Annotated in this window: 18 protein-coding genes; 2 read left to right on the forward strand and 16 right to left on the reverse strand. The window is 33.5% G+C overall.

Annotation, left to right across the window (positions count from 1 at the left end):
• Positions 1–213: 213 nt before the first annotated feature.
• The 6 genes from ilvC to L1276_RS00715 all read right to left on the reverse strand — a co-directional run bounded on the left by ilvC (position 214) and on the right by L1276_RS00715 (position 8,448).
• Positions 214–1,683 carry a ketol-acid reductoisomerase gene (gene ilvC, locus L1276_RS00690; protein WP_253784443.1) on the reverse strand — a complete coding sequence of 490 codons (1,470 nt, stop codon included), beginning with the start codon at positions 1,681–1,683 and terminating at the stop codon, positions 214–216.
• Between the two features lie 74 nt (positions 1,684–1,757).
• On the reverse strand, positions 1,758–2,279 hold the full coding sequence (gene ilvN / locus L1276_RS00695) for an acetolactate synthase small subunit (RefSeq protein WP_253784444.1): 522 nt from the start codon (positions 2,277–2,279) through the stop codon (positions 1,758–1,760).
• Positions 2,280–2,370: 91 nt separating this feature from the next.
• Complete coding sequence (gene ilvB / locus L1276_RS00700; protein ID WP_253784445.1) at positions 2,371–4,065, reverse strand: biosynthetic-type acetolactate synthase large subunit; 1,695 nt, start codon at positions 4,063–4,065, stop codon at positions 2,371–2,373.
• Between the two features lie 62 nt (positions 4,066–4,127).
• Positions 4,128–5,801 (reverse strand): dihydroxy-acid dehydratase, encoded by a 1,674-nt coding sequence (gene ilvD / locus L1276_RS00705; RefSeq protein ID WP_253784446.1) that lies wholly within the window; start codon positions 5,799–5,801, stop codon positions 4,128–4,130.
• Positions 5,802–6,071: 270 nt separating this feature from the next.
• Complete coding sequence (gene leuB, locus L1276_RS00710) at positions 6,072–7,190, reverse strand: 3-isopropylmalate dehydrogenase (protein ID WP_253784447.1); 1,119 nt, start codon at positions 7,188–7,190, stop codon at positions 6,072–6,074.
• Between the two features lie 82 nt (positions 7,191–7,272).
• The gene (locus tag L1276_RS00715) at positions 7,273–8,448 is read right to left on the reverse strand and encodes a 2-isopropylmalate synthase (protein WP_253784448.1); all 1,176 of its coding nucleotides are present in this window, start codon (positions 8,446–8,448) and stop codon (positions 7,273–7,275) included.
• A gap of 155 nt (positions 8,449–8,603) precedes the next feature.
• On the opposite strand from L1276_RS00715, the gene L1276_RS00720 reads away from it, so the two are divergent.
• Entirely contained in the window at positions 8,604–10,148 is a 1,545-nt protein-coding gene (locus L1276_RS00720; RefSeq protein WP_253784450.1) for a hypothetical protein, read from the forward strand.
• A gap of 310 nt (positions 10,149–10,458) precedes the next feature.
• On the opposite strand, the gene L1276_RS00725 is transcribed toward L1276_RS00720, so the two are convergent.
• Positions 10,459–12,114 (reverse strand): M1 family metallopeptidase, encoded by a 1,656-nt coding sequence (locus L1276_RS00725; protein WP_253784451.1) that lies wholly within the window; start codon positions 12,112–12,114, stop codon positions 10,459–10,461.
• A 146-nt stretch (positions 12,115–12,260) separates the two neighbouring features.
• A complete protein-coding gene (locus L1276_RS00730) occupies positions 12,261–13,916 on the reverse strand; it encodes a M1 family metallopeptidase (RefSeq protein WP_253784452.1) in 1,656 nt (551 codons plus the stop codon).
• Positions 13,917–14,059: 143 nt separating this feature from the next.
• Between L1276_RS00730 and L1276_RS00735 the strand changes: the two genes are divergently transcribed.
• A complete protein-coding gene (locus tag L1276_RS00735) occupies positions 14,060–14,758 on the forward strand; it encodes a carbohydrate-binding family 9-like protein (RefSeq protein WP_253784454.1) in 699 nt (232 codons plus the stop codon).
• 21 nt (positions 14,759–14,779) lie between these two features.
• On the opposite strand, the gene L1276_RS00740 is transcribed toward L1276_RS00735, so the two are convergent.
• From L1276_RS00740 to hisD, 8 genes are all read right to left on the reverse strand, one after another.
• Positions 14,780–15,316 carry a hypothetical protein gene (locus tag L1276_RS00740; protein ID WP_253784456.1) on the reverse strand — a complete coding sequence of 179 codons (537 nt, stop codon included), beginning with the start codon at positions 15,314–15,316 and terminating at the stop codon, positions 14,780–14,782.
• Between the two features lie 203 nt (positions 15,317–15,519).
• Complete coding sequence (gene hisIE / locus L1276_RS00745; protein ID WP_073481261.1) at positions 15,520–16,116, reverse strand: bifunctional phosphoribosyl-AMP cyclohydrolase/phosphoribosyl-ATP diphosphatase HisIE; 597 nt, start codon at positions 16,114–16,116, stop codon at positions 15,520–15,522.
• Between the two features lie 91 nt (positions 16,117–16,207).
• Entirely contained in the window at positions 16,208–16,963 is a 756-nt protein-coding gene (hisF, locus tag L1276_RS00750) for an imidazole glycerol phosphate synthase subunit HisF (protein WP_253784458.1), read from the reverse strand.
• A gap of 82 nt (positions 16,964–17,045) precedes the next feature.
• Positions 17,046–17,771 (reverse strand): 1-(5-phosphoribosyl)-5-[(5-phosphoribosylamino)methylideneamino]imidazole-4-carboxamide isomerase, encoded by a 726-nt coding sequence (hisA, locus tag L1276_RS00755; RefSeq protein ID WP_253784460.1) that lies wholly within the window; start codon positions 17,769–17,771, stop codon positions 17,046–17,048.
• A gap of 87 nt (positions 17,772–17,858) precedes the next feature.
• The gene (hisH, locus tag L1276_RS00760) at positions 17,859–18,440 is read right to left on the reverse strand and encodes an imidazole glycerol phosphate synthase subunit HisH (protein ID WP_253784461.1); all 582 of its coding nucleotides are present in this window, start codon (positions 18,438–18,440) and stop codon (positions 17,859–17,861) included.
• A gap of 75 nt (positions 18,441–18,515) precedes the next feature.
• On the reverse strand, positions 18,516–19,652 hold the full coding sequence (gene hisB / locus L1276_RS00765; RefSeq protein ID WP_253784463.1) for a bifunctional histidinol-phosphatase/imidazoleglycerol-phosphate dehydratase HisB: 1,137 nt from the start codon (positions 19,650–19,652) through the stop codon (positions 18,516–18,518).
• A 156-nt stretch (positions 19,653–19,808) separates the two neighbouring features.
• Positions 19,809–20,855 (reverse strand): histidinol-phosphate transaminase, encoded by a 1,047-nt coding sequence (gene hisC, locus L1276_RS00770; protein ID WP_253784466.1) that lies wholly within the window; start codon positions 20,853–20,855, stop codon positions 19,809–19,811.
• A 205-nt stretch (positions 20,856–21,060) separates the two neighbouring features.
• On the reverse strand, positions 21,061–22,344 hold the full coding sequence (gene hisD, locus L1276_RS00775; RefSeq protein WP_253784469.1) for a histidinol dehydrogenase: 1,284 nt from the start codon (positions 22,342–22,344) through the stop codon (positions 21,061–21,063).
• Positions 22,345–22,448: the final 104 nt, after the last annotated feature.

The raw sequence follows: 22,448 nt of genomic DNA on the forward strand, positions 1-22,448 counted from the left end.
TTATAAATAGAAATTTCAACAAGTACATTTTCATAAAACATACCCCATTTTCGGGATCAGCTTCACTTAACTTTCTTATATAACAGAAGTTAAGTGAATGCAATATGCATCTATATCTATTAATAAGTGCTTACTAATTCAAAATATTAATTTAAAACATTGATACAGAGCAAATTCCACCTCATTCGGAATGTGTGGAAATTCCCAAATTTATTATACAATTTTTTTCATAGCCGTCATAGACTCTCTTAACCAAGCTCCTACTTCTTCAATAGGATGCTGACGAATTTCTTTATTAACTGCAATTAAAACATTATTATCTACTCCGTTTGAAGTTGAAAATGGTTTTCCAATAATATTTGTTTCTACTTTTTTCATGAATTCAGTCAACAATGGCTTACAAGCATGATCAAATAGGTAACAACCATATTCTGCAGTATCAGAAATTACACGGTTCATTTCGAACAATTTCTTTCTTGCGATTGTGTTTGCAATTAATGGTAGTTCGTGTAAAGACTCATAATAAGCAGATTCTTCAATAATTCCTGCTTCGGTCATTGTTTCAAAAGCTAACTCAACACCAGCTTTTACCATAGCAATCATTAAAACTCCGTTATCAAAATATTCCTGCTCAGAAATTGGAGCTTCTTGCGGAGCTGTTTTTTCGAAGTTAGTTTCTCCTGTTGCAGCTCTCCATTTCAATAAATTAACATCGTCATTAGCCCAGTCAATCATCATAGTTCTTGAGAATTCTCCAGAAATAATATCGTCCTGGTGTTTTTGGAATAACGGACGCATGATGTCTTTTAATTCTTCTGCTAATTCATAAGCTTCAATTTTTGCAGGATTTGACAAACGATCCATCATATTTGTGATACCACCATGTTTTAAAGCTTCAGTGATAGTTTCCCATCCGTATTGAATTAATTTTGAAGCATATGCTTTATCAATTCCTTTTTCAACCATTTTATCAAAACATAAAATAGATCCTGTTTGAAGCAATCCGCAAAGAATTGTCTGCTCACCCATTAAATCTGATTTTACTTCAGCTACGAAAGATGATCTTAAAACTCCTGCTTTATGTCCTCCAGTTGCTACAGCGTAAGCTTTTGCCTGATCTAAACCAAATCCGTTTGGATCATTTTCAGGGTGAACTGCAATAAGTGTTGGTACACCAAAACCTCTTTTATATTCTTCACGAACCTCAGATCCCGGACATTTAGGCGCACACATGATAACTGTGATATCTTCACGAATCTGCATTCCTTCTTCAACAATATTAAAACCGTGAGAATAAGCCAAAGTCGATCCTTGTTTCATTAATGGCATAATTGCAGTAACAACAGATGTATGTTGTTTATCCGGAGTAAGATTACAAACTAAATCAGCAGTTGGAATTAATTCTTCATAAGTACCTACTTTAAATCCATTTTCAGTTGCATTTTTATATGAAGCTCTCTTTTCAGCAATTGCATCTGCACGCAATGCATAAGAAATATCTAAACCTGAATCTCTCATGTTTAAACCTTGATTCAAACCTTGTGCACCACATCCAACAATAACAACTTTTTTTCCTGCTAATGCTGCAATTCCGTCTGCAAATTCTGACTGCTCCATAAATTCGCAAACTCCAAGTTGCTCTAATTGTAATCTAAGTGGTAATGTGTTGAAATAATTTGCCATTTTGTTTTAAAATATTTAATGAAATGAAATTTAATAATTGATTATTTTAATTACGGTTAAACCGTTTTTGAATGTTATTTGAATGTTTCTAATAATGTTGAAATCTCCATTTTTTGCTTAGAAACCGATATTCTTCCAGAACGCACAAACTGCATAATGCCGTAAGGTTTGAATTTTGCGTATAATTCTTCAATTTCAGAACGTCTTCCCGATTTTGAAATCACAAAGAAATCGCGAGAAACTGTTACAATTGTAGACTGGCTTTCTTTGATGATATTCTGAATTTGTTTTTCATCAAACAATAAACTTGAAGCAATTTTAAACAATGCATTTTCAAGAAAAATAGTTTCTTCATCTGTATGGTAAAATGCTTTTATAACTTCAATTTGTTTTTCGATTTGACCCACAATATTCTGAACCCATTTTTCAGTTGTATTTACTACAATAATAAATCTTGAAACATTTTCTATTTCTGATTCTGAAACATTTAGACTTAATATATTAATGTGACGCTTTAAGAATATTCCAGATATTCTATTTAATAAACCCACGTTATTTTCTGAGTATACCGATATGGTAAATGTTTTATCTTCCATTTTTGTTTTTAGTTTTATTTGTTTCAAGTTTCATGTTTCAGGTTCTGTTGAGAACGTGAAACTTAAAACTTCAAACCTGAAACTTTTTTTCCTAGCTTAATCTAATTTCTGACACACACGCTCCTGTTGGAATCATTGGGAAAACATTGTTTTCTTTTTCCACCATGACTTCTAAGAAATAAGAATCCTTTGAAGCCAGCATTTCTGCTACAGCAGCATCAAGATCTTCGCGCTGTGATACTTTTTTAGATTTAATATGATATCCTTCGGCAATGGCAACAAAATTTGGATTAATCATTTTTGTTGATGCATATCTATTATCAAAAAACAATTCCTGCCATTGACGTACCATTCCTAGAAACTCATTATTTAAGATAACAATCTTAACCGGAACCTGAGTTTGGAAAATTGTGCCTAATTCCTGAATGGTCATCTGGAAACCTCCATCACCAATAATTGCTACAACTTCGCGATCTGGTCTTCCCATTTTGGCTCCAATTGCAGCCGGAAGCGCAAATCCCATTGTACCTAAACCACCGGAAGTAATATTACTTTTTGTTGAATTAAATTTAGCATATCGGCAGGCAAACATTTGATGCTGACCAACATCTGAAACGATAATAGCATCACCTTTTGAGTGTTTGTTGATCATTTCGATAGTTTCTCCCATCGAAAGTCCCGCTGTTGCTGGATTCAATTCATCTTTAATTACTGTATCATATTCTATTTTAGCCAATTCTTTAAACTCATTGTGCCATAAATCATGCGATTTTGCATCAAGCAGCGGTAGTAATGCCGCTAAAGATTCTTTAACATCACCTAAAACAGCAACTTCTGTTTTAACATTTTTGTCAATTTCGGCAGGATCAATTTCAAAGTGAATTACTTTGGCCTGTTTTGCATAAGTTTTCAAATTACCCGTTACACGATCGTCAAAACGCATTCCTAAAGCAATTAAAACATCACATTCGTTCGTTAGTAAGTTTGGCGCATAATTTCCGTGCATACCCAACATACCTACATTTAAAGGATGATCTGTTGGTAAAGCCGAAAGTCCTAAAATGGTCCAAGCTGCCGGAATTCCTGATTTTTCAATCATTGCTTTAAATTCGGCTTCAGCCTGACCTAAAATAATTCCCTGACCAAAAACAATAAAAGGTTTTTTAGCGCTATTGATTAAAGCAGCGGCTTCGGCAACTTTGTCCTGTTTTAATTTTGGAACGGGATTATAGCTTCTGATTGCGGTACATTTTTCATAACTAAAATCAAACTCATCAAACTGGGCGTTTTTAGTTATATCAATTAATACAGGCCCTGGACGACCAGAACGAGCAATATAAAATGCTTTTGCAATAATTTCAGGAATTTGAGAAGCCTCTGTTACCTGAAAATTCCATTTTGTAACCGGAGTCGAAATTCCGATAATATCTGTTTCCTGAAACGCATCAGATCCTAATAAATGTCTTCCAACTTGTCCGGTGATACAAACCATTGGAGTTGAATCGATTTGAGCATCGGCAATTCCTGTTACCAGGTTTGTAGCTCCAGGTCCAGAAGTCGCTATTGCAACTCCTACTTTTCCCGTTGCTCTCGCATATCCCTGCGCAGCATGTGTTGCACCTTGTTCGTGACGTACTAATACGTGGTGTAACTGATCCTGAAATTTATATAATTCGTCGTAAACCGGCATTATAGCTCCTCCCGGATAACCATAAACTAAGTCTACTCCTTCTTCTAATAAGCATCTGATAACAGCTTCAGCGCCTGAAATTCTAATTGTTCCCATTTGGTAATTTTATTGTTTAGAATTTGAAATATTTATAATTTTCAAATTCCTATTTTTGTCGATTAATTATCGGTAACACAGCCTGTTGAAGCACTAGAAACCGATCTGGCATATTTAAGTAAAACTCCTCTGTCAACTTTTAGCGCTGGTTGTACCCAAGCCGCTTTACGAGCTGCATATTCTTCGTCAGATATCTTAAGGTCGATTGTATTTTTCACAGCGTCGATGGCAATTATATCTCCATCTTTTACCAGTGCAATACCACCACCATCATATGCTTCTGGTGTTACGTGGCCTACCACGAATCCGTGTGAACCTCCGGAGAATCTACCGTCTGTAATTAGTGCACAGCTGCTTCCTAATCCGGCTCCAATAATTGCAGAAGTAGGTTTTAGCATTTCAGGCATTCCCGGACCACCTTTTGGTCCACAACCTCTAATGACGACTACATTACCCGGTTTAATTTTTCCGGCCTGTAAACCTGGAATTACTTCAAATTCACCTTCAAATACAACAGCTGGTCCTTCAAAATATTCTCCTTCTTTACCGCTGATTTTTGCTACAGCGCCTTCGGAAGCAAGATTTCCGTACAAAACCTGAATATTTCCTGTTGCTTTTAAAGCTTTTTGTATTTCATGAATTACTTCTTGTCCGTCTTGTAAATCTGGAGTCGAAGCTAAATTTTCTGCTACTGTTTTTCCTGTTACAGTTAAACAATCACCATGAATAAGTCCTACTTTCAATAAGTATTTCATTACTCCGGGAATACCTCCTACTTCATGAATATCTTCCATCATGTATTTACCACTTGGTTTCATATCTGCTAACACTGGTGTTCTGTCATTAATAGCCTGAAAATCATCAAGAGTAATTGTTATACCAACAGAATGTGCCATTGCGATTAAGTGCATAACTGCATTTGTAGATCCTCCCAAAACTGCTACAATTGTAATAGCATTTTCGAAAGCTTTGCGAGTCATGATATCTCTTGGCTTAATATCTTTTTCTAATAAAACTTTAATAGCAGCTCCGGCAGCAACACATTCATCTCTTTTTTCCTGACTCAAGGCAGGATTTGAAGAACTGTAAGGCATACTCATACCTAATGCTTCAATTGCAGAAGACATAGTATTTGCTGTATACATACCACCACAGGCACCAGCTCCTGGGCAGGCATTTTGAATAACTCCTTTAAAATCTTCAGGAGTAATTTCGCCTTTTACTTTTTTTCCTAACGCTTCAAAAGCTGAAACAATATTTAGAGATTCACCTTTCCATTTTCCTGAGTGAATAGAACCTCCGTAAACCATCATTGACGGGCGGTTTAATCTTCCCATTGCGATTAGGGCTCCAGGCATATTTTTGTCACAGCCAGGAATTGCTATGATACTATCGTACCATTGTGCTCCTGCAACTGTTTCTATAGAATCTGCAATTACATCACGAGAAACCAATGAATAACGCATTCCTTCTGTACCGTTAGAAATACCGTCACTTACACCAATAGTATTAAAAATAAGTCCGACCAGACCAGCATCCCAAACACCTTTTTTAACATCTTTTGCTAAATCATTTAAGTGCATGTTGCAAGTATTTCCATCATAACCCATGCTGACAATACCCACTTGTGCTTTCTTCAAATCTTCTTCAGTTAAACCAATACCGTACAACATCGCTTGTGCCGCTGGCTGTGTTTGATCTTGAGTGATGGTTTTGCTGTACTTATTTAATTCCATTATTGTATTATTTTTTTATTTTAGTTTTATTCAAAAAAAAACCTTCCAGTATTTGGAAGGTTTATAATATAGTCTTTCAATTATATTTATACCATCCCTGATGCATATGCGCTAAACACATTGACAACAATGACAGAAGTAATAATAATTGAGATTTGCATCTTTATTTTTTTAGTGTTACAAAAGTATGGAAACTTTAAGAACTAAAAAAATAAAATCTCAACATTTTCAATACTTCTTGTTATTTAATTCATTATTTTAATAAAAACATTAAACTATTGTCGATTGACCAATACTAACATTGTCATTATTAAAATACAACAGATCATCTTTGCTAAAAATAAAGTTTGAAACAAACTCCCCTACTTCATTTGTGCCAAATTTTGAATCTGGTTTTAAATCGACCGTTACTACTTCATATTCAATTGCTTTTTCAATTGCTTTGTAAATCGCACTTGCTTCTGTAAATAATCCAAAATGTTCCAAAAGCATTCCTGCTGATAAAATTGAAGCAATTGGATTGGCAATATTTTTTCCTTTTGCCTGAGGATATGAACCGTGAATTGGTTCAAAAAGAGCATTGTTTTCTCCTAACGATGCTGACGCCAATAAACCTATAGAACCTGTAATTACGCTGGCTTCATCTGATAAAATATCTCCAAACAAATTCTCAGTCAAAATGACATCAAATTGTTTTGGATTTAAAATCAATTGCATTGCTGCGTTATCTACAAATAAAAAATCTAAAAGAACATCCGGATAACTTTCACCTACTTTTTGAACAACTTTCCTCCATAATCTGGAAGTTTCCAAAACGTTGGCTTTATCAACCATAGTTAGCTTTTTGCGTCGGTTTTGTGCCGATTTAAAAGCCAAATGTGCAATTCTTGTAATTTCTTCTTCTGAATATTCACATAAATCTGAAGCGTGTGTTCCTTCTTCATTCAAGGTTTTAGCTCCAAAGTAAGCGCCGCCTGTCAATTCTCTGAAAATAGTAAAATCTGCACCTTCAATGATTTCTCTTTTTAAAGGAGAAGCATCAAGCAATGATTTATACGGTTTTATTGGACGAATGTTGGCAAACAAACCTAATTCTTTACGCAATTTTAATAATCCCTGCTCCGGACGAAATTTTGCATTTGGATTATTATCGTATTTAGGATCGCCAATTGCGCCAAACAAAACTGCATCAGTGTTTAAACAAAGATTTAAAGTCTGCTCCGGGAGCGGGTTTCCGGTTTTATCAATAGCAATAGCACCCATGAGCGCTTCCTCAAAAACAAATTCATGATTGTACACTTCGCCAATAGCATATAATGCTTTTTTGGCTTGTGAAATTACCTCTGGTCCAATTCCGTCTCCTGGTAAAACTGCTATTTTCAAATTCATAACGTCTCGTTCTTTATGTATTTAAATCTTTTTTTTTCTCTTGCTTCTATTCTCTATTTTCTTTCCTCTTTTCTCTATTCAACTAGCTTCTGATTAAATCACCTTCAATTTTTGAAGCTTCAATAATCTGGTGAATATCTGCGTCAACGACTTCTTTTTTAATATCGGCAAATTTCAGGAACTCAATATATACAATGTCTAATTGTACTTTTGTCAACTCGTAACCTACTTTTTTAGCACGATATGCCAGTGCCGCTCTTCCGCTTCTTGCAGTCAAAATGATTGAAGATTCGTTTACCCCAACATCAAGCGGATCCATAATTTCATATGTAGCTCTGTTTTTGATAACACCATCCTGATGAATTCCAGAACTGTGTGCAAAAGCATTTGCTCCAACGATCGCTTTATTTGGCTGCACAATCATTCCCATACTTTCAGAAACCAAACGACTCATTTCGTTTAATTCTCTTGTATTGATATTTGTATCTAGATTTAAATATGGATGTTGTTTGAAAATCATTACCACTTCTTCAAGTGCAGTATTTCCAGCTCTTTCTCCAATACCATTAATAGTACATTCAATTTGTCTTGCACCATTAATCGCTCCTGCAATTGAATTAGCAGTTGCCATTCCTAAATCATTATGACAGTGACATGAAAGGATTACATTTTCGATTCCTTTTACGTTTTCTTTTAAGTATTTAATTTTTGCTCCGTATTCTTCAGGAAGGCAATATCCCGTTGTGTCAGGAATATTAAGTACAGTAGCACCAGACTTAATTACTTCTTCACAAACTTTTGCAAGGAAAGCATTGTCAGTTCTACCAGCATCTTCTGCATAGAATTCAACATCTTCTACATATGATTTTGCGTGAGCTACTGCATATTTTGCTCTGGCAATAATGTCTTCAGGAGTAGTTTGTAATTTGTGGAGTATATGAGATTGTGAAGTTCCGATTCCAGTATGGATTCTAGGTTTCTTAGCATGCTTTAAAGCAGCTGCAGCAACATCAATGTCGTTTTTAACGGCTCTTGTTAGTCCGCAGACCGTTGCATTTTCTACAATTTTACAAATCTCAGAGACCGATAAAAAATCGCCCGGACTTGACACAGGAAAACCAGCTTCGATAATATCAACTCCCATTTTGTCTAGTCGTTCGGCGATAACTAATTTTTGCTTAGTATCTAACTTACATCCTGGAACTTGCTCACCGTCGCGTAAAGTGGTGTCAAAAATTTGAACTTTCTCTCTATTCATATTCATTTATTTAATGTAATTTCACATCTTGATAACAAATATATGTTGTACTACTTCAGTACGAAATTCATTTTAATGAAATTATACTGTTCATAACACAATTTATAACGAGTTAAATATTTAATAATCAATAAGTTATATTATTATTTTTTACAATGGCTAACCATCAAAAAGATTTCTTATTTGTTCTGATAAAATCACTTTCTAAATCTGAAAAAAGACAGTTTAAAATTTTTGCAAGTCGATTAGAGACAAGTTCGAACACTAAATTCATTGAACTATTCAATATTTTAGATAAGTCTGAAACCTACGATGAAAAGCTTATTCTTAAGAGCGGTATCATAAAAAAAATACAGTTATCTAACTTAAAATCATACTTATACAAACAAATACTGGTAAGTATTCGCTTGAATATTCCGAGTCAGAATATTCGATATCAATTGCGCGAACAAATAGATTTTGCCGGTATACTATATAATAAAGGTTTGTATAAACAGAGTTTAAAGATTCTGGATAAAACAAAAATGATTGCGCTTGAAAATGATGAAAAATATATGGCGTATGAAATTGTAGAGTTCGAAAAACTAATCGAATCACAATATATTACCCGAAGTATTCAAGGCCGTGCCGACGAACTGGTTATTCAGGCAAAAGAATTGAATTACAGAAATACAATTTCAAGCAAATTATCTAATTTATCACTGCAGCTTTACGGAATTATGCTAAAAACTGGTTACGTAAAAAACGATGAAGAATATAAATATATTGACGATTACTTTAATAAGCATATTGCAAAACTAGACGAAAGTAAGTTTGGTTTTCGTGAAAAATATTGGTTTTACAATGCCAATTTATGGCGAAGTTTTCTAGTTCAGGACTTTTTGGCGAGTTATAAATTTGCCTACAAATGGGTTAAATTATTTTATGATAACCCAAATATGATTTACCAGAATCCTGTTTTCTTTTTAAAAGGAAATCATTATTTCCTGGAATCATTGTATATGTTAAAGTATACATCCAATTTTAAAAGATATCTTTCACTTTTAGAAGAAACTATTCAGGATGATAAATTTCCTGTAAACGATAACATTGCATCACTATCATTTCTATATGTTTATAATAATAAACTAAACCTGCATATTCTGGAAGGTACTTTTCCCGAAAGCGAATATTTGATTCCGGACATTCTGGAAAAACTGAAATTACACAGCGAACATCTTGATGAACATCACGAAATGTTGTTTTTCTATAAAATTGCTTCTATTTATTTTGGGAATGAGAAGTACAATGAATGCATCTTTTATTTAGATAAAATAATCAATAATAAGAACTTAACCATGCGCGAAGATTTAATGTGCTTTGCGAGACTTTTGTCGTTGATTGCACATTATGAATTAGGAAAGGATTATTATTTAGAAAACCACCTGAAAAGCACGTATAAGTTCTTATTGAAAATGAATGATTTACACGAAGTTCAAAAGGAAATCATTAAGTTTTTAAGAAACTTAAACAACTTCTACCCTGCTGATATTAAAAAGGAATTCAAAAAAATGCACGCTCGTTTTGTAGAGCTGGAAAAGAATACTTACGAAAAAAGGGCTTTCTTATACCTTGATATTATTTCATGGCTTGAAAGTAAAATTGAGAATCGAAAAATTGCAGATATTATTAAGGAAAAGGCGAAGCTTAACAGCCGTTGATTTTAAATTCCAAACTATTTACGGTACTACCTTTGTCAAAGTTTAAAACTTTGACAAAGGTTTGTGCACACAATTACGACGTACTAGTTGTCATTTCGACCGAAGGGAGAAATCGCACTAGTATTTCCGCAAAGAGAATCGCCAATCTTTGTAGAGTTTCGAGTGCGATTTCTCCCTTCGGTCGAAATGACAAAACTTTGCGCAAACAACAAACCCGACAGGTTTTTAAAACCTGTCGGGTTTACTAAACGCAAAAAATCCCAAACTCCAACAATTGGAATTTGGGATTTATATTTTGGAATTTAAAAATCTATTCGATTATATTCGAAGTCGTTACATAAAAATCTTTATCAACTTCTACTTTTCTATCTTCATTAGTTGTTTTTTCAGACTGCCATTCTGTTGTTGGTTTTAACCACATTTCTATACCATTTAACTTTACTCTAACCGGCATATCAAATTTAGCCACACAGTTTGTCCAGTGATATCCAAAAGTTCCGTTTTTAAACATATATTCAAAAACCGGAATTTGAGTTGTAGTCAAATATTGTGCGTACACTCGGTTGAAATTAATTCCAGACTGTTCATTGATATAATCCTGAATCTGTTTACCTGTAACCGTTTGATGATAAAAAGTCTTATTCATACCTCTTAAAATCGATTTCCATTTTGCATCATCATTAATAACCTGACGAATCATGTGCAGCATTGATGCTCCTTTTGGATACATATCTCCTGATCCTTCATTATTTACATCATAATGTCCTATAATTGGAGTATCGTTTTTAATATTTTTTCTACATCCAATTACATATTCAGCGCCAGCATCTTTCCCATAATAATACTCAACAAAAAGGCTTTCAGAATAGTTGGTAAAACTCTCATGAACCCACATATCAGCAATATCTTTATACGTAATGTTGTTCGCATACCATTCGTGGCCGGATTCGTGAATAATGATAAAATCAAATTTTAATCCCCAGCCTGTACCGCTTAAATCACGTCCTAAATAACCGTTTTTATATTGATTTCCATAAGTTACAGAACTTTGATGCTCCATTCCTAAATACGGAACTTCCACTAATTTGTAGCTGTCTTCGTAAAAAGGATAAGGTCCAAACCAATTTTCAAAAGCCTTCAACATCTTTGGAGCATCTTTAAACTGCTCTTTTGCCAAAGCCAGATTATCTCTTAAAACATAATAGTTACAGTCTAAATCTCCTTTTTCACCTTTGAATTTTTCTGAAAAGTTAACGTAATCTCCAATATTGACGTTTACACCATAGTTGTTAATTGGATTCGAAACATACCAATTGAATGTTTTCGTTCCGTCTTTTTCTTTTTTAACGCTTTGTAATCTTCCGTTAGAAACCTCCGTTAAATCTCCCGGAACATTCACACTTATCAGCATATTCTCAACTTCATCGTACATATGATCTTTACACGGCCACCAAACACTCGCACCCAATCCCTGACAAGATGTAGCAATAAAATCTTTTCCGTTTTTATCTTTTTTCCAGGAAAATCCGCCATCCCATGGCGCTTTAACCGCTTCTTTTGGCTTTCCATTAAATGAAATTACAATCTCTTTTGTATCACCGGCTTTTTGTTTTTCATTTAAGGTAATAAAAAACGCATTTCCTTCTCTTTCAAATTTTAATTCCTTTCCGTTCTGCGTTACTTTTGTAATATTCATTGGTTCCTGCAGGTCAATCTGCATACGGTTATTTGCTGTCAAAACAGTATAACGAACCGTGTTAAAACCCGAAATTGTTTTTTCTTTTGGATTCACTTTTACATCAAGGTGATAATATTTTAAATCCCACCAGGCTCTTTCTTTTGTGATGCTTCCGCGTAAAGTATCCTGATGTGTAAAAACGGTTTCTCCTTTATTAAGAAGTCCTTGAGCATTGGCACTAAAACCAATTAAAAAAGCAGTAAAAATGCTTCCGAAGTAATTTTTCATTAGTAAAATGGTATTATTTTGAAATCAATCTATAACAAATGTAAACATTCGAATTAAGTTTTCTAAAATTTTATGATTTCTTCATAAAAAAAGAAACCCAATAAACTTTAAAATTTATTGGGTTTCTTTTTAAATAGTTCCAAAGTTTAATTGCTGATATTAAATTCATTCACATAGAAGTTTTTATCTACAGTTAAAGTTGGGTTATCATCCTTTACATCTTCTGCTTTCCAGTCTGTTGTTGGCTTTAACCAAGATTCAACTCCGTTTAAATTGACTTTTACAGGAAGATTAAAATTCTCAACGCAATTGATCCAGTGATAAACCAATTTATGATTTTTAAAATAATACTCAAAAGTTGGAATTTGAGTTGTTCTTAAATATTGATTAAAAACCGGACTAAAATCGATTCCAGATTCTGTACTAATATAATCTTCTATTTGTTTTGTCGTAACAGTTTGATGATAAAAGGTTTTATTCATGCCTCTCAAAATAGATTTCCATTTGACATCATCATTTATAACCTGACGAATGGTATGAATCATATTTGCTCCTTTTGGGTACATATCGCCAGATCCTTCAACGTTTACATTATATTGACCAATAATAGGTTTCTTATTTGTAATCATTTTTCTAAGCCCTCTTGCATATTCATTTGCAGCATCCTTTCCGTAATAATATTCAACAAATAAAACTTCAGAATAATTGGTAAAACCTTCATGAATCCACATATCTGCAATATCTTTATAGGTAATATTATTTGCAAACCACTCATGTCCGGACTCATGAATAATAATATAATCAAACTTTAAGCCCCATCCCGTTCCGCTTATGTCGTGTCCGTTGTGACCATTTTGATAATGGTTTCCATAAGTTACAGAACTTTGGTGTTCCATTCCCAAATACGGAGCTTCAACCAGCTTATAACTGTCTTCGTAAAATGGATAAGGTCCAAACCAGTTTTCAAAAGCTTTCAGCATTTTTGGAGCATCCTGAAACTGTTTTTTAGCAATTTCTAAATTATCTCTCAAAACATAATAATTGCAATCTAAATCCCCTTTTTCTCCTTTAAATTTTTCAGAGAAATTAACGTAATCTCCAATGTTAATATTTACGCCATAATTATTGATTGGATTTGAAACGTACCAATTGAATGTTTTAGTTCCATCTTTTTGTTTTTTAACGCTTTGCAGTCTTCCATTTGAAACATCAGTTAAATGTCCAGGAACATTCACGCTGATTAACATATTCTCAACTTCATCATACATATGATCTTTACACGGCCACCAAACACTCGCGCCCAATCCCTGACAAGAAGAAGCAATAAAATCTTTTCCGTTTTTATCCTTATGCCACGTAATTCCCCCATCCCAAGGTGGATCAACGGCTTCTTTCGGTTTTCCACCAAAAGAAATTATGATTTCTTTAGTTTCGCCAACTTTCTGATTTTCCAATAAAGTAATGAAAAACGCATTTCCGTCTCTTTCAAATTTCAATTCTTTTCCATTTTGCGTTACTTTTGTGATCTGCATAGGTTCCTGCAAATCGATCTGCATTTTATTGTAGTCATTTAAAACCGTATAACGTACCGTATTTGAACCTGTTATCGTTCTGTCTGCAGGATTTACTTTTATATCCAAATGATAATATTTTAAATCCCACCAGGCTCTTTCTTTAGTAATGCTTCCGCGTAAGGTATCCTGATGTGTAAAAAAGGTTTCAGACTTATTTAAAAGCCCTTGAGCATTGGCAGTAAAACCAATAAGAAAAATTACAAAAATGTTTTTGAAATATTTTTTCATTAGTGGAAATTTGGTTTAATTAGTAGCTTTTGTTTTTAACAAATGTAAACAATCACGTTAAATTTTTATTTTCTATTTCTAAAAATTAACATTCAACTTCAGTTATTCTTCTTTATTTTAGCTTTTTATTTATACTCCTTTTTATGAAATTTCGTCTCCTTTTTTCTTTTGCACTTTTTATCAGTTCAATAACAATTTATTCGCAAACATTTGAAATTCATAAAACCTCTGAAAAAATAAATATTGATGGTGATTTAACCGATTGGAAAACTCCTTTTTTAGGTCCGTTTGTAATTCATAATTCGGGCGAAAAAGCGGTACAAAACACAATGGTTTCACTTTCGTGGAATGATCAAAACTTATATATTGCTTATAAAGTAATTGATAATAATATAATTGGCTCAAACCAGAAAAAAGATTCTAAAATCTATGAAACTGATGATTTAGTAGAAATATTCATTGATCCTGATGGTGACGGAAAAAACTATCTGGAAATTGGTGTAAATGCTTTTTCTACGAATTATGATATACTTGTAAAATGCATTTCTCCTGAATGCGGAGGCTGGAAAACAGCGATGGATTTTAATATTGCTGGATTAGAAGCCGTAAGTAAAATAAATTTTGAAGGTTTTGATACCGAAATTAAAATCCCTTTTTCAAGTTTGGAAAAAATCAAAAGCGGGAATTTTTCGAAACCAAAAATTGGAACAAAATGGAAAGCCAATGCTTTTAAAATTGATTATGGCAATACAACACAATATCTTGCTTTACAGGATTATAAAAGTTTAAATTTTGGATTTCATCAACCACAGGAATTTGCAGTTTTTGAGTTTGTGGAGTAATTTGTTTAACCGTTTATTTGGTTAATTGTTTAATTGAAATATCGCAGGCGCGTTTACTATATAATGACTAACTCCGTTAGATACTAAAAACTTAAAAAACTGATTATTTTCTGTCATTCTATAAATTTCAAAAATAGATTTATTAGACACAAAATAAACATTCTGTAAAAACCTATCGTTTAAATCCCCATAAACCTTAATAGTTTCAACAAACATCGATATTCCTTTTTTTAAAACTGTCGGATTAGAAAATTCTTTAGGAAGAAATATGCTTATAAAAGCATCATTATCAATGTATATTTCTCCAGTACTGTCATTAATCGGGGCAAAATTACCAGAAGCAGTCTTTTCTAAAAACAAAATTAGTCGCTGTCCAGCTTTTAATTCTTTTATTCTTGGATCACAAATCCATTCTTTCCAGATTGAAACTTTAATTTTTGAACCTGATTTTCCTTTTACAAATTCACTTATCGTAAACTCATATTCGTTTTGTGAAACTTTGGAAATAGTGCCATCAACAATTAAATCTGCTTTTGAAATAACAATTGAATATGGCAATTCATGTTTTTTGAATCCATAGTTTAAAATTGGAAGCAAAAATAAAAACACGTACACAAATAGTTTCATAGGATTATTATATTTCACTAAAATAATACTTTTTTGTCAGACTGAGCGAAGTCGAAGTGCCGCAAAGTGATTCAGCAAACGGAACTTCGACTTCGCTCAGTCTGACAAAACTATATCTTGAACAATCTTTGCAATTATTTTTGACGCTTCTTTAAAACATCAACAACATCATTCAATTGAAAACCTTTTGCCTGCAATAAAATCAAATAATGAAAAAGTAAATCAGCGCTTTCGCTAAGGAATAAATCATCGTTGTCATCTTTTGCTTCGATGACAACTTCTACAGCTTCTTCACCTACTTTTTGAGCAATTTTATTGATTCCTTTTTCGAATAAAGAAGCAACATAACTTTTCTCAGAATCGGCATTTTCTCTACGCGTTTTGATTGTATTTTCTAACTGGGAAATAAAACCATAGTTTTCTTTGTTTTCTTCCTGCCAGCAAGTATCAGCTCCTGTGTGACACGTTGGCCCGACAGGTTTTGCCTGAATTAAAAGGGTATCGCCGTCGCAGTCATTTTTAATACTTACTAAGTTTAAAAAGTTACCACTCTCCTCGCCTTTTGTCCAAAGCCTTTGTTTAGATCGGCTGAAAAAAGTTACTTTTTGCGTTTCAATTGTTTTCTGAAGCGATTCTTCATTCATATAACCCAGCATCAAAACATTTTTTGTTTCAGAATCCTGAATTATCGCCGGAATTAATCCGTGTGCGCTTTTTATATCGATTTCCATTTTAGATTTTAGATTTTAGATTTTAGATTTTGATTCTCTGAAATCTTATTATTTTTTTATTTTGAATCTTCTCTTTCTTCTTGCTTCTTTTTTAAAGTCTAACTTCAACACCATTATTCCTAAGTTCTTGTTTTAAAGATTTTATCTCAATTTCTTTAAAGTGAAAAACACTCGCAGCCAAAGCAGCATCTGCATTTCCTTCTTTAAACGAATCTACAAAATGCTGAATATTTCCAGCTCCTCCCGAAGCTATAATCGGAATATTTACTAATTCTGACAGTTTTGCTAAAGCTTCGTTTGCAAAGCCATTTTTAGTTCCATCGTTATCCATTGATGTGAATAAAATCTCTCCTGCACCTCGTTCTGCTACTTCCACGGCCCAATCGAATAAATTCAATTCAGTAGGAACTTTTCCTCCAACTAAATGTACAATCCATTGTCCGTCGATTTGTTTCGCATCGATTGCCACAACAACGCATTGACTACCAAATTTCTGAGCCAAATCATTTATCAGCTGCGGATTTTTTACTGCCGATGAATTAATCGAAACTTTATCTGCACCATTATTCAGCAGAATTTCAACATCTTCAATAGACGAAATCCCGCCGCCAACTGTAAACGGAATATTGATTTTCCCAGCTACACTTCGCACCATATTAACTAACGTCTTACGTCTTTCTTCCGTGGCCGAAATATCCAAAAAAACCAGTTCATCTGCACCTTCAGCAGAGTAAATTTCTGCCAGTTCAACCGGATCTCCGGCATCGCGCAAGTCAACGAAATTAACACCTTTTACGGTTCTTCCGTTTTTTATATCTAAGCAGGGTATGATTCTTTTTGCTAACATGTTTTTATGTGTCAATTTGAGAATTAGTCAATTAGATAATTTTCTGCATTTGCTAAAATAATTATCTAATTTTCTAATTAACTCATTTTCTAATTATAAAATCCTCTAGTTGTTTCAGCGAAATTCTTCCTTCGTAAATCGCTTTTCCGATTATGGTTCCTTCGCATCCTAATTCAGCCAATTTAGGTAATTCGTCGAAAGTTGAAATTCCTCCCGAAGCGATTAGTTTTATACCTTTTGCTTCTTCTAAAATTTTACCGTATAAATCAAAACTTGGACCTTCAAGCATTCCGTCTTTTGCAATATCAGTGCAAATAACATACTGAATTCCTTTATTTTGATAATCCTGTATAAACGGAATTAAATCTTCATTTGAATCTTCTAACCAGCCTGAAACAGCAATCTTTTCATCTTTTGCATCAGCGCCTAAAATAATTTTTTCTGAGCCGTATTCTGAAATCCATTTTTCAAAAATGGCTCTGTTTTTTACGGCAATACTTCCGCCGGTAATTTGATTTGCACCACTTTCAAAAGCAATTCTTAAATCATCATCCGATTTTAATCCGCCTCCAAAATCAATTTTCAAACTCGTTTGCGATGCAATTTGTTCCAAAATTTTATAATTTACAATTTTACTTGATTTTGCACCGTCTAAATCTACTAAATGCAGATATTCAATTCCGTGTGCCTCAAATGATTTTGCCACTTCAAGCGGATTTTCATTGTAAATTATTTTGGTATCATAATCACCTTTGGACAAACGAACGCATTTTCCGTCAATGATATCTATGGCTGGTATTATTCTCATTTTTTGATATTTAGATTTTAGATTCTAAAATTGATTTTGATATTTTAACTGTAATTAATTATTGCAATTGATTTAAAAATTGAAACTTTACATTTTTAAGAAATTTTCTAAAATTTTCTCTCCCACAGTTCCGCTTTTTTCTGGATGAAACTGAGTTCCGTAAAAATTATCTTTTTGCAAAGCCGATGCGTATTCAACATCATAATTCGTAGTTGCGATCGATTCCGGACAATTTGGCGCGTAAAAACTGTGAACCAAATACATAAATTCATTTTCAGAAATTCCGTTGAATAAATCGGTTTTTAAATCATAAATCTGATTCCAACCCATTTGTGGCACTTTTACTTTTGGAGTGAATTTAACCACATCAACATCAAAAATACCTAAACCTTTGGTATTTCCTTCTTCAGATGATTTACACATTAACTGCATTCCCAGACAAATACCCAAAACCGGTTGTTTCAAGTTCGGAATCAAATTATCCAAACCGCTTTCTTTCAGTTTTTTCATTGCCGAACTTGCCTCGCCAACACCAGGAAAAATCACTTTATCAGCTGATAATATTTCATCTGGATTATTGCTTAAAACCGCTTTAAAACCTAATCTTTCAATAGCAAACATAATGCTCTGAATATTTCCTGCCCCGTAATTTATAATTACTATTTTCATTCTTTTTTAGTTGTTGGTTGATGGTTATTGGTTGATGGTTGATGGCTAACAACTATCAACCAACAATCATAAACTTTAAAGCATTCCTTTCGTCGAAGGCAAAATCATTTTTTCGGTATCTCTTTTTACCGCTACTTTTATCGCTTTCGCGAAAGCTTTAAAAATGGCTTCGATTTTATGATGCTCGTTAATTCCTTCTGCTTTGATATTTAAGTTGGCTTTTGCACCATCTGTGAATGATTTGAAAAAGTGATAGAACATTTCTGTTGGCATTTTACCTACCATTTCACGTTTAAATTCGGTTTCCCAAATCAGCCAGTTTCTTCCGCCAAAATCAATTGCAGCCTGTGCCAGACAATCGTCCATTGGCAGACAGAATCCGTAACGCTCAATTCCTAATTTATTTCCAAGTGCTTTCGCAAAAACTTCACCCAAAGCAATTGCCGTATCTTCGATTGTGTGGTGTTCATCAACCTCTAAATCTCCTTTAACCAAAATTTCTAAATCCATTTGACCATGACGAGAAATTTGATCTAACATATGATCGAAAAAAGCAATTCCGGTGTCGATTTTACTTTTTCCCGTTCCATCAAGATTTAGGCTAATATAAATATCCGTTTCGTTAGTTTTACGAGTAATCGAAGCAGAACGGGCTTCTAGTTTCAGAAACTCATAAATTCGTTTCCAATCTGTGGTTTGCAAAGCAATCGTATCATTTAATTCTTCTCGTTTTGAAGAAATTTCATTGCTTCCAGCTCCATCGGTCATATTCATAAAAATAGCTTTTCCGCCTAGGTTTTTAGCCAATTCAACGTCGGTTAAGCGATCACCTAAAACAAAAGAATTTTCTAAATCATATTCTGGATTATTTAAGTATTTGGCCAGCATTCCGGTTCTTGGTTTGCGTGTCGGCGCATTTTCTTCGGGAAAAGTTCTGTCGACAAAAATTTCATCAAATAAAACGCCTTCGTTTTCAAAAGCTTTTAAAATAAAATTCTGCGTTGGCCAAAAGGTATCTTCAGGAAAACTATCGGTTCCTAATCCGTCCTGATTGGTCACCATTGCAAGCTCGTAATCTAATTCAGCAGCAATTTTAGCCAGATATTGAAAGGCTTTTGGGTAAAACTCCAGTTTATTTAAACTGTCTAATTGTAAATTTTCAGGTTCTAAAACAATCGTTCCGTCACGATCGATAAAAAGTACTTTTTTCATAGTTTATATTTTTCTGCCGCAGATTATAAAGATTAAAAATGTTTTTTTTGTTTGCCAATTGCACTAATTCAATTCGTGTTAATTCGTGCAATTCGTGGCAAAAATCTAAAACCAACAGAATAAAATAATCGGTGTAATCTGTGGCCTATCTCTTTCTTATTTCAACAACTTTAATTCTTTAATTACAGCAGCATTTTCTTCTTTTGTCCCAATTGTAAAACGAAGGCAGTTTTCGCATAAAGGCTGTGTTGTTCTGTTACGAATTACAATTCCTTTTTCAATTAACTGATCGTATCTTTTATTAGCATCATCCACTTTTGCCAGAATAAAATTAGCTTCCGTTGGATATACTTTTTCAACAAAACCAACTTCAAGTAAAACTTTAAGTAATTCTTCTCTTTGCTCAATAATTGAAGCTATTTCTTGTTTAATCTTTTCCGAATCTTTCAAACGTTCGATTGCTCTTTGCTGTGTTAATTCGTTAACATTATAAGGCGGTTTAATTTTGTTTAAAACAGAAATCACTGCTTCAGAAGCATAACAAATTCCTAAGCGAATTCCTGCCAAACCGTAAGCTTTTGAAAGCGTTTGTGTAATTACTAAATTTGGATAAGCATCAATTTCTACCAACCAGCTTTCTTTATCTGAAAAATCAATGTAAGCTTCATCAATTACAACCAAACCATTGAAGTTTTGAAGTAATTTCACCACGCTTTCATCTGAAAAAGAATTACCCGTCGGATTATTTGGCGAACACAAAAAGATGATTTTCGTATTATCATCAACCGCTTCTAAAATCTTTTCTACCTGTGGCTGAAAATCTGTTGTTAGCAAAATCTCTCTGTTTTCTACAGCATTAATATTTGCTAAAACACCGTACATTCCGTAGGTAGGCGGTAACGAAATAATATTATTTTTATTTGGCTCACAAAAAGCTCTAAAAAGTAAATCTAAAACTTCATCGCTTCCGTTTCCTAATAGAATCTGACTTTGTTTTGTCAAATTATTTTTAGCCAAAATTGCTTTAACTGAATTCTGCTGCGGATCCGGATAACGATTTACTCCATTTTGAAAAGGATTTTCATTGGCATCCAAAAAAATCATTTCGGCAGTATCAAAATCTTCAAACTCATCTCTTGCAGACGAATAGGGTTTTAAAGATTTTACGTTTTCACGTGTAATTGTATTTATATCGAATTTCATTATCTTAATTTTTAGAATATAGAAAATAGAATATAGAAAATAGAATAAAGAGAATAGAATAAAGAGAATAGACTTCTCATCTAATTTGCGAAATTTTCTATATTCTTTGTTCTATAATCTTTGTTCTATAATCTTAGTTCTATATTCTTAGTTCTATATTTCTTAGTTCTATATTCTTAGTTCTATAATCTTTGCTCTTTTATATTTATTCTAAACTCTTCAATCTTAAAGTAACAGCATTCTTATGTGCTTGCAATCCTTCGGCTTCAGCCATAGTTTCGATGGCGCGGCCAATGTTTTGAATTCCTTTTTCAGTTATTTTTTGAAATGTCATTGATTTCATGAAACTATCAAGGTTTACGCCGCTGTAATTTTTCGCATAACCGTTTGTCGGTAAAGTATGATTTGTCCCTGAGGCATAATCTCCGGCACTTTCCGGCGTGTAATTTCCAATAAAAACCGAACCTGCATTTACAATTCCGTTGCAATAGAAATCATCATATTCAGAACAGATAATAAAGTGTTCCGGACCATATTCGTTGATTAAATCTAAAGCGAGCTGGTCATTTTCGACATAAATTAATTTCGAATTTTCGATTGCTTTTGTGGCAATTGCTTTTCTTGGAAGCACTTCTACCTGTGCTTGAATTTCTTTTTCTACTTCGTCAATTAATTTTTTAGAAGTTGAAACTAAAATTACCTGACTGTCTGTTCCGTGTTCTGCCTGCGACAATAAATCTGAAGCCACAAAAGCGGGAACTGCAGTATCATCAGCCACAATTAATAACTCTGAAGGTCCTGCCGGCATATCGATTGCAACACCAAATTGAGTTGCTAATTGTTTTGCTACAGTCACAAATTGATTTCCGGGTCCGAAAATTTTATACACTTTTGGAATTGATTGTGTTCCAAATGTCATTCCGGCAATTGCCTGAATACCGCCTACTTTTAAAATTTTTGTTACACCGCATAAATTGGCCGCATACAAAATAGCAGGATTAATTTTTCCTGTTTTATCTGGTGGTGAACACAATACTATTTCTTTACATCCAGCAATTTCAGCAGGAACAGCCAGCATTAAAACGGTAGAGAATAAAGGCGCAGTTCCGCCTGGAATATACAATCCTATTTTTTGAATTGGTCTTTTTTCCTGCCAGCAATTTACACCATCAATCGTTTCAATTTCAATTCTGTCTGTTTTTTGTGCACGGTGAAATTTGTAGATATTCTCTTTTGCCAATTGAATTGCTTCTTTTAATTCATCTGGAATCGAGGCAATCGCTTCATCAATTTCTGCTGCAGATACTTCATAATTATCTAAAGTTATTCCGTCGAAAATTGAAGTATATTTGGATACGGCTTCATCTCCTTTTTTCTGTACTTCTTTAAAGATTTCTTTTACCGTTAACTCAATATCATCAATTGTTTGTGTTGGTCTTTTTAATATTTCAGACCAGGTATCTGGTTTTGGGCTATTTATCTTATTCATTATTTTTTTAGCTTTAAGCTTTATTAACGTTGTGTTTATTTTTACCGCAAAGTTCGCAAGGTTTTTTTCTGTTCTTTATCTTTGAAAGTATTAAGATCACAAAG

The organism is Flavobacterium sp. HSC-32F16 (assembly GCF_024171645.1).
GTDB lineage: Bacteria > Bacteroidota > Bacteroidia > Flavobacteriales > Flavobacteriaceae > Flavobacterium.